The sequence below is a fragment of the Natronococcus sp. A-GB1 genome, assembly GCF_029688845.1.
Lineage (GTDB): Archaea > Halobacteriota > Halobacteria > Halobacteriales > Natrialbaceae > Natronococcus.
Map to the genome: position 1 here is coordinate 1 of NZ_JARUKW010000043.1, position 7,930 is coordinate 7,930.

Genomic DNA, 7,930 nt, shown 5'->3' on the forward strand with positions numbered 1-7,930 from the left:
GATAAGTGCAATCACAACCGGAAGTTCCCCAATCCCGACGAGTGGAATTAGCAGTCCGAAGAGAGCAATGCTCGGCACCGTCATCATCATACTCGCACTCCAGAGAATGCCCTTTCCAAGACGGTCGTTGTAGGTAGCAAGCACTCCAAGCGGGACTCCAATGAGGAGTGCAAACCATACAGAGTCGATGACGACGATAATATGATTAACGAGTAACTCCCAGAGAAGCTCCCTGTTAGTAAGGAAATACTCGACGTACTGGTTTGCGAACAGTGATAGCGGATCGACGAACGTAGACATCAGAGGACCCCCCTTTCGCGTAGATACTCTCTGGCTACGGTCTGTGGACTTGCATTGTCGATCGCAACTCGGTTGTTGAGTTCGCGTATTTGTTCAGTAGTGAGATCCGCACTCATTTCGTTCAGTAATTCGCGAATCGATGGGTGAGACTCGACCGTCGACAGAGGGACCATGGGGGCCGCATTGTAGCCCGGGAAAAAGTGCTCGTCATCCTCGAGCACCTGGAGATCAAACTGTAGGATGCGTGGGTCTGTGTTGAAGCCGACACCGATATCGGCTTCACCCTCACCGACGACCTGGTACAGCAGTCCGGACTCGATATTTCGGACGTCTATTTGCCCCTCTTCGGGAAATTCGTAGTGGTCGATGAGTCCGGGCCAGCCATCCGCTCTATCTTGGAACTCAGCGTTCAACGCTACTGTAGTCTCCGTATCCGTCTCGGTGAGATAGGACGCAAGTTCGGAGAGCGACTCTATACCGGTCTGTTCTGACCACTCGGGATTCGCCATGAGGACGTAGGTGTTGTCGAGCGGTGCTCGTTCCAGGAAAGTCAGTCCGTGCTCCGCCTCGAACTCCTCTTTCACTTCATTGTAGAGTTCCTCAGGATCAGGGATGACTTCGTCTTGCTCCGGTGGTAGTGTTTGCCAAGCTGTACCAGTATACTCCCAGTATAGTTGAATCTCGCCAGAATTCACCGCCTGGAAGTTCGTCGTGGTGCCGCCGAGACCAGTCTGGTCGTCAACCTGAAGGTCAGTATTCGCCACGAGCGACTCGAACGCGAGGTAGCCGAGGATCTCTTGTTCGGTGAACCGCTTCGACCCGACCGGAATCGACTCACTTCGAAACTGTGTTGCGAGGGTGAGACACCCAGCTGTCACCCCGCTGATCGCTGTGGCGGCGAGCCCACCTCCTCTTCTAAGGAGACGACGCCGTGTGTTTTGAGTTGGCACGCCAAACTATTTTGCCATAAAGACCCTAAGTATTGACCCACACTACTCAACCATTTATAAGCAAAGTACATGGGATAGCAGTAATGTTTATAAATGAGTATATGAAGGGGTTATAAATACAGTGTCCAACTCCCAGGAAAGAGGACAAACCCACACTATTATACTGTACAGCTCACGACTTCAGTCGCGAGCTACAGCGCCGGCCATACCGAAACCGCTCAGATCCGACGGCTTCGGTGACCCACAGACCATATTTGGCTACCGACGCACCGGGGCCCCCATCGCGTCCCGACACCCCACAAACTGGCAGTTGACTCGGTTTGCCTCAGCGAAAAGTGAGCCCGTAGAACGCAAACCGATAGAACGCAAACGCCGAATTCCGAGCAGGGTCGGAGTATGGATATATGATACCCCCACCGATTCGTCGGACTGGAAACCGTACCTCCTCCACGAACCGCCCGTTGGTGGGCGTGGAACGCCCACGACTGTCGTCGATGGATGTCTCCAGAGAGGTTGTTACTGCCGAGAAGTGCCGGCAGTCTCATACCGGGAGTTTCGAACCGGATTCTCGAGACGGGCCGTTTCAATCGAGTCAGCCTTGACTTCGACCGAGATAGCCGACGTATCGTCCGTGGCCTTCGCGAGGATCTCTCCACGTGGTCCCACGACCAGACTTTCGCCCGCATGATGCCGTCCTGATTGAGTACCGGAGTGGTTCGAACCGATAACATAGCACGTTTGATCGAATGCGCGGGCACAACAGAGGAGTCGCCAGTCATCGTCGAACGACTGCCGCCAGGCTGAGCTGACGGCGATATGGTCACACCCAGCGTCGTCGTACTCGAGTGCGAGTTCGGGGAAGTTCAGGTCATAGCACAGCAACAACCCGACTCGTCCAACTGGCGTGTCAACGACCACTGGTCCTGTTCCGGCTGCAAACTGTGTGGCTTCGTCTCCCCATAGCTGTTGCTTCCGATACGTTGCCTCGACCCCGTGGGAAGAGATGTACACAAGCGAATTGTAAACCTCGTTATCGGCCGCTTCGGGCAGTCCAACTAGTAGATCAGTACCGGTACTTTGTGCGATTCTCTGGAGCCGTTCAGTTATCGGTCCAGGTACCGATGTTTTCACCGTTGGCACGTCACCGAGATCATAGCCGGTGACACAGAGTTCTGGGAAGACAGCGAACACGGTCGACGGGGGGAGTTGCTCAGCAAGCTGCGTGATATGGCTGAGATTTGCGTCCACATCGCCAACAACCGGTTCGAACTGGCACGAAGCGATACATGCGTTTGTCATCGAGTGAAACGCCTCCTTCGAGAACACATGTAGGTAACTCAATTCTTACATACGGTAATCCTTGAGACGAACATCTTTAGCGCTTAAATAGATCCCCCCGCTTACTCGGTACCAGAGATTCGAGGCTTTGGTGTTGTCCCCCTCTCGGTGAGGGGAGAACGATAATTGGTCGGTTGAGAGGTCTGATCGACATACTCTGCGACAGCTAGTATAAATATCTGCTACAAGTTCGCCCTGTGGTTTAGGGGGGTGTCCCTGCTTGGTTATGCCAGACGATGTCAGGACGACAAGTCGAACACTCGACTGGGTCAGAGGACGCCGCTCCGACGCTCATCGATTGTGATATCCATCAAAAATGGAAAGACCCCGAGGAGGTTATCGCCTACCTTCCCGACCAGTACAAGGATCGCGGTGTGCAATCGCCCAGTATTCTCTACGACAACGTCGCAGAGTTCTCTCGGCGCGATGCGATCCCAGACGATGGCAGTCCCGCGGGGTCCAGTATCGAGAAAATGAAGGAACATCATTTTGAGGAATTCGGCGTAGATTATGCGGTTCTGACAGGCAACTCGTATCTCAATCTCACTGCTCTTCCCAACCGTGACTACGCTGCCGAACTTGCAGTCGCGAACAACAAATGGGTTATTGACAACTGGCTTTCGGAGGGAGGGCCATTTGTCGGATCGTTACTTGCTGCGCCACAGAAACCCGAGCGGATGGCTGAAATGATTCGAGAACTGGGGGACCACCCGCGCGTTGTCCAGGTAGTGATGCCGATGGCTTCACAGCACCCCTACGGTCACGAGTACTACTGGCCGATGTACGAAGCCGCCGAGGAGATGGGACTGCCCATCGCTATGCATCCCTACACGGAAGGCCACGGTGTAACGCGTCCGCCAACGGGCGCAGGACATCCGAACACCTATTTCGAGTGGCATACCCTTCTGGGTACGTATGCGATGGGACAACTCGTCAGCCTCGTCGCTGAAGGTGTCCTTGCGAAGTTCCCCGATCTCAACTTCGTTGTTATCGAGGGCGGACTGAGCTGGGTCCCACATTTCCTCTGGCGGATGGACAAAGACTGGAAAGCCCTCCGTGCACAGGTACCCTATCTGCAGAAACCACCGAGTGAATACGTTCGCGACCAGGTTCGATTTACCACGCAACCTATCGAGGAGCCGGATGACCCCGAGCATCTCTTACAAATTCTCGAGATGATGCATGCCGAGGAGACCGTGATGTTCGCCAGTGACTACCCACACTGGGATACGGATTCACCGGTGTACGCACTGCCACCGATGTCTGATGAGATGGAACAAGCCGTGATGGCCGGTAACGCACAGGAACTGTACGGGCTCCCGAACGATCCGACGAGCCTCCCGACCAACTGAGAGTGATTTGATGGAGAAACGCTTCGAAATCTGTTCGACTGACGAACTGCCACCCGGTGAACGAACGATCGTTGAATTAAACGGCCATTCGATCGGCGTATTCAACGTCAATGGTGAGTACTACGCACTCAAAAACGATTGTCCACACCAACGGGCACCCCTCTGTCTGGGGAAAGTGACAGGGACGACATCGGCTACGGACCCTGAGAAGGTCGAATGGCAAGACGACGGCCAGATCCTCCGCTGTCCGTGGCACGGATGGGAATTCGATATTGCAACGGGCGAGTCCGTATTCAATCCCCACAAGGTTCGTGCACGGTCGTTCGATACTGCTGTCGAGTCGACAAGCGACGACACCTCGGCAGAAAACGCTACCGATGGGGGCTGTGACTGTGGGGCCATTGAGGGTGATCAGCCGCCAGTCGACACGTACGAAGTGGATGTCGAAGACCAGCAGGTCGTTGTCTACCTCTAATGGATACCGCTCGAGCAGTGGAATTCGCGCGGTCAGCGAAGATGGCAGACGCACCGAACAATGTCGAGACACAACTAAAGGCACGCGTGCTCGACACGTTGGCAGCCATAACTGCCGGATATCGGCAGGAAGGTGTCGATACTGCCCGCCAGTACGCGATAGAGCATCTTGGTGAGGGACAAATAACACTTCTCGATACATCTCGAGACACAGTATCTGTCAGCGGTGGGGCACTAGCTAACGGCGTTGCTGCAAACGCACTCGATATTGATGATGGACACCGTGAGGTGAAGGGACATCCTGCTGCAGTGGTTGTTCCTCCTGCGTTAGCGGCCGCAGAAGCGGTCGATGCCTCGATACGCCACTTTCTTAATGCTGTTTTTGTGGGTTACGAACTCGCCGTTCGGGCGGGGTTAGCAATCCATACGGTCGATGAAACATACACGGGAACCGGATCGTGGGGCACACTCGGAGCCGCCGCTGCAGTCGCCCGACTGTGTGAGTTCTCGACAGCGGAGACGACACATGCACTTGGTGTCGCTGAATATCATGCCCCTCGGACGCCGATCATGCGTGGGGTGGAGAACCCGGGCATGACTAAAGACGGGATTGGGTGGGGGGCGTACACCGGTGCTGTGTCTGCACAGCTTGCTGAAATGGGATTCACAGGATCTGGTACCGTCTTCGATGAGGCGTCGATGGATGACACCTTGCACGATGTCTTCCACGTGACAGAGGGGTACTTCAAGCCATACCCGTGCTGTCGCTGGGCACAACCCGGTGTCGAGGCAGTCCTACGGTTGATGGCCCAACACGACATCGATCCGGCGAGTGTTCGATCAGTACACGTTTCGACCTTTGAGGAAGCGGTACAGCTGCAGACGCGGAAGCCACAGACACCGGCGGAAGCACAGTACTCATATGCGTATCCAGTGGCCGCTGCACTCCTTCGGGGTCGCTTTACACAGTCCGAACTGTCCGAATCAACACGAGAGGACTCCGACATATTAGCGATTGCGGACCGTGTCGAATTCGCTGTCGACACGGAATTAGATAGGCGGTTTCCAGAGGAGTGTCTAGCTCGTGTAGCTGTACGAACGACTGAAGGGACGTACCGATCTCCCGTAACAGCCAGTCGCGGTTCGCGGAGCGTCCCGCTGTCTGTCGAAGAACGGTTGGAAAAGGCACGTCGACTCGTTTCGCCCGCAATCTCAGCGACTGCAGTCGAACGTCTCTCTGTTATGCTCGAGAATGAAGGCCAGTCAATCAAGACACTGCTCGCACCCTGGGAATAAACACGGCTGTTGCGATTGCAGGGGAATTATACTACCGTTCACCGTAATTTGCTAGCTATGCTCACTGCACGAGTCAGCGTCCAGTACGACGGAGACTGGACAGCAGAAGTCGCAAAGCACGATGTGTTTGGCGAGTTTATCGCCTCCACATTCCGGAACAATCGCTACGTCGGTATGCTCGCGATCGAATCTCAAGATTGTGACGCTGTTCGCACCATTATCAGTTCACACGAGACAGTAGAGACCATCGATCTCGTGGAGCAGTATGAGACTAGCGACGGGCGATGTGCTGCGACAATGCTGCTCCGAGGACGGCTGAACGAGGTAACGCCGCTGCAGACACTGATGTACGAGGGGTATCTGCCTCTCGGTCCAACGCAGTTGGTCAATGGACGCGAGTGCTTCGATCTGTTGCTCGATGATCGTGATGAGCTATCAGCCGCTATCGACCTCCTCTCGGATTTTGGCAGTGTGAGCGTTGAACGGATTACACAGGATTTTAGACGTGAAATCATCCCGAGTCGCTCCGAGTGGCAGGAACTCCTCTCGTCAATTCCCCCTCGACAGCGCGAAATTCTGAACACAGCCGTTGAACGAGGCTATTTTGAGATTCCCAGAGAAGTGACACTCGAGGAGATTGCAGCGGAGATGGATATCACAAAAACGACTGCATCGAACCATTTGCGAAAGGTAGAGCAGCAACTCATCGAGTTCGTTCTTCCATACATTAATTTAGCAGTCAGAAATGAAAGCTAAACATAGTGGCACACAGAGCTTCCAACACTGATCGAAACCCCTTTGATCCATGCACCGTCTCATTTCTCTCTTCTAGCTACGTGGTTCTCGATCGAATCGGAGTGATTCCGGTTTTCTGGCTATCAGTTATTAACCGGAGGAGTAGAGTCTCTTAGTCTTCACTGTTGGTCTCGTTGCCATCTTCGGTCTTGCCGTCGAGTTCAGTGACTCCCTCCGACTCGATACTGAAGCCGTACGTGAGATCTCCCATTTCGGCCGAATACTTCCAGCCAGTGAGCACGAAGTCAGCTGTTTCACCTGGCTCGAGATCGACCGTTTTCTCGTCGTGTTCTCCGGATGGTCCTCTCACAGAGAGGCGATAGTCATCGGTGACGTTCTTTACCGTTGCGCCCCTGTTACTGTACTCGGAATCGTAGACTGGGACGTAACCATCGCTCACTTCAGTACTGATCGCAGAATCGACGACCTCGAGCTTTCCTTCGAGTTCCGAGTCAAGATCGAAGTCGCCCTCCATCTCGTCTTTTGAGACGTGCGTCCGGAATAAGGCGACCTCGGCCTCGTACTCGGATACATCTTCACAGTCTCCCAGCTCGACGGTGTATATTCGAGTCTCACCGTTCTCGAGCGAAGATTTGTCTTCACCATCTCCTATCATTCCGTCCAAGTTATCACCATCCTCGGAATAGAGACGAGCTCGGGTCTCGAAGCTGACCAGATATTTCTCTCGAGTGTTCTTCTCGAGTTCGACCTTGACCTTGCACCCCGCTCCATCGGCGTTCCATTCGAACCAGTGATCCCGGACTATCAGCTGCTCCTTCGCATCCTCGCGGAGGTCGAACTCGCCGTCGATACTCTCGTCCTTTCCGCCCTCGTCTTCGTCTTCGCTGTCGTCGGTGTCCTCGTTCTCCTCCTCGCTATCTTCGTCTTCGTCGTTTTCAGCATCCTCTTCCTCTCCTGATTCTTGGTCGCCTTCGTACGGCTCTCCGTCGTCATCCTGCTCGGAATCGTCACTTTCGTCTTGACTAACGTCGTCCTCTTGCTCGTCCCCGTCTTCCTCGAGATCATCATCCTCGCCGTCGCCGTCATCGTCAGTGGCTGGTTCGTCGTCAAGGTCGGCACAGCCAGCGACAGCCGTAAAAAACGCAACCCCGGTGCTCGAGAGCACCCGTCGCCGATCCATACGCGGATTATTTATTATCGTTATTGATAATAGTATCGGAAGGAAATGAATAGATAAATCACCCCAGAGTAGAGAAATGCAGATATCTAAATTTATGCTCAATATTCTTATTCGATTCCATCACTGCTTGGCTGTGACCACAATCTTCCTGAACGGCTGCTACACTCATTCCTAACGGGCGAACTCCTCTCGCTATTTAAAAGAAAACAGTTCTCGAGTTGCTACCCTCCTCGAACTGCCGATAGGTCGTACAGTTCGGACAGTCGGCTACCGTTCCCTCGACA

General features: G+C 54.1%; 7 protein-coding genes and 1 pseudogene. 4 read left to right on the forward strand and 4 right to left on the reverse strand.

The genetic code is table 11. The features are described 5' to 3' along the window. The 3 genes and pseudogenes from QA600_RS22595 to QA600_RS22605 form a co-directional block, all read right to left on the reverse strand. Positions 1-300 (reverse strand): annotated as a pseudogene (locus QA600_RS22595) (ABC transporter permease); the annotation flags it as partial. Next, positions 300-1,250 carry a glycine betaine ABC transporter substrate-binding protein gene (locus QA600_RS22600; protein ID WP_278294191.1) on the reverse strand — a complete coding sequence of 317 codons (951 nt, stop codon included), beginning with the start codon at positions 1,248-1,250 and terminating at the stop codon, positions 300-302. The pseudogene QA600_RS22595 and the gene QA600_RS22600, both read right to left, overlap by 1 nt. A gap of 516 nt (positions 1,251-1,766) precedes the next feature. Continuing rightward, positions 1,767-2,576 carry a carbon-nitrogen hydrolase family protein gene (locus QA600_RS22605; protein ID WP_278294192.1) on the reverse strand — a complete coding sequence of 270 codons (810 nt, stop codon included), beginning with the start codon at positions 2,574-2,576 and terminating at the stop codon, positions 1,767-1,769. A 248-nt stretch (positions 2,577-2,824) separates the two neighbouring features. On the opposite strand from QA600_RS22605, the gene QA600_RS22610 reads away from it, so the two are divergent. From QA600_RS22610 to QA600_RS22625, 4 genes are read left to right on the forward strand one after another with little or no spacing between them, the layout of a single operon-like run. Next, positions 2,825-3,940 carry an amidohydrolase family protein gene (locus QA600_RS22610; RefSeq protein WP_278294193.1) on the forward strand — a complete coding sequence of 372 codons (1,116 nt, stop codon included), beginning with the start codon at positions 2,825-2,827 and terminating at the stop codon, positions 3,938-3,940. Positions 3,941-3,950: 10 nt separating this feature from the next. Next, a complete protein-coding gene (locus QA600_RS22615; protein ID WP_278294194.1) occupies positions 3,951-4,415 on the forward strand; it encodes a Rieske (2Fe-2S) protein in 465 nt (154 codons plus the stop codon). Continuing rightward, complete coding sequence (locus QA600_RS22620) at positions 4,415-5,710, forward strand: MmgE/PrpD family protein (RefSeq protein ID WP_278294195.1); 1,296 nt, start codon at positions 4,415-4,417, stop codon at positions 5,708-5,710. The genes QA600_RS22615 and QA600_RS22620 overlap by 1 nt, the downstream gene beginning before the upstream one ends. 57 nt (positions 5,711-5,767) lie before the next feature. Further along, on the forward strand, positions 5,768-6,466 hold the full coding sequence (locus QA600_RS22625; RefSeq protein WP_278294196.1) for a helix-turn-helix domain-containing protein: 699 nt from the start codon (positions 5,768-5,770) through the stop codon (positions 6,464-6,466). A 151-nt stretch (positions 6,467-6,617) separates the two neighbouring features. Here the strand turns inward: QA600_RS22625 and QA600_RS22630 are convergent, their stop codons facing one another. Continuing rightward, entirely contained in the window at positions 6,618-7,631 is a 1,014-nt protein-coding gene (locus tag QA600_RS22630; RefSeq protein WP_278294197.1) for a hypothetical protein, read from the reverse strand. Positions 7,632-7,930: the final 299 nt, after the last annotated feature.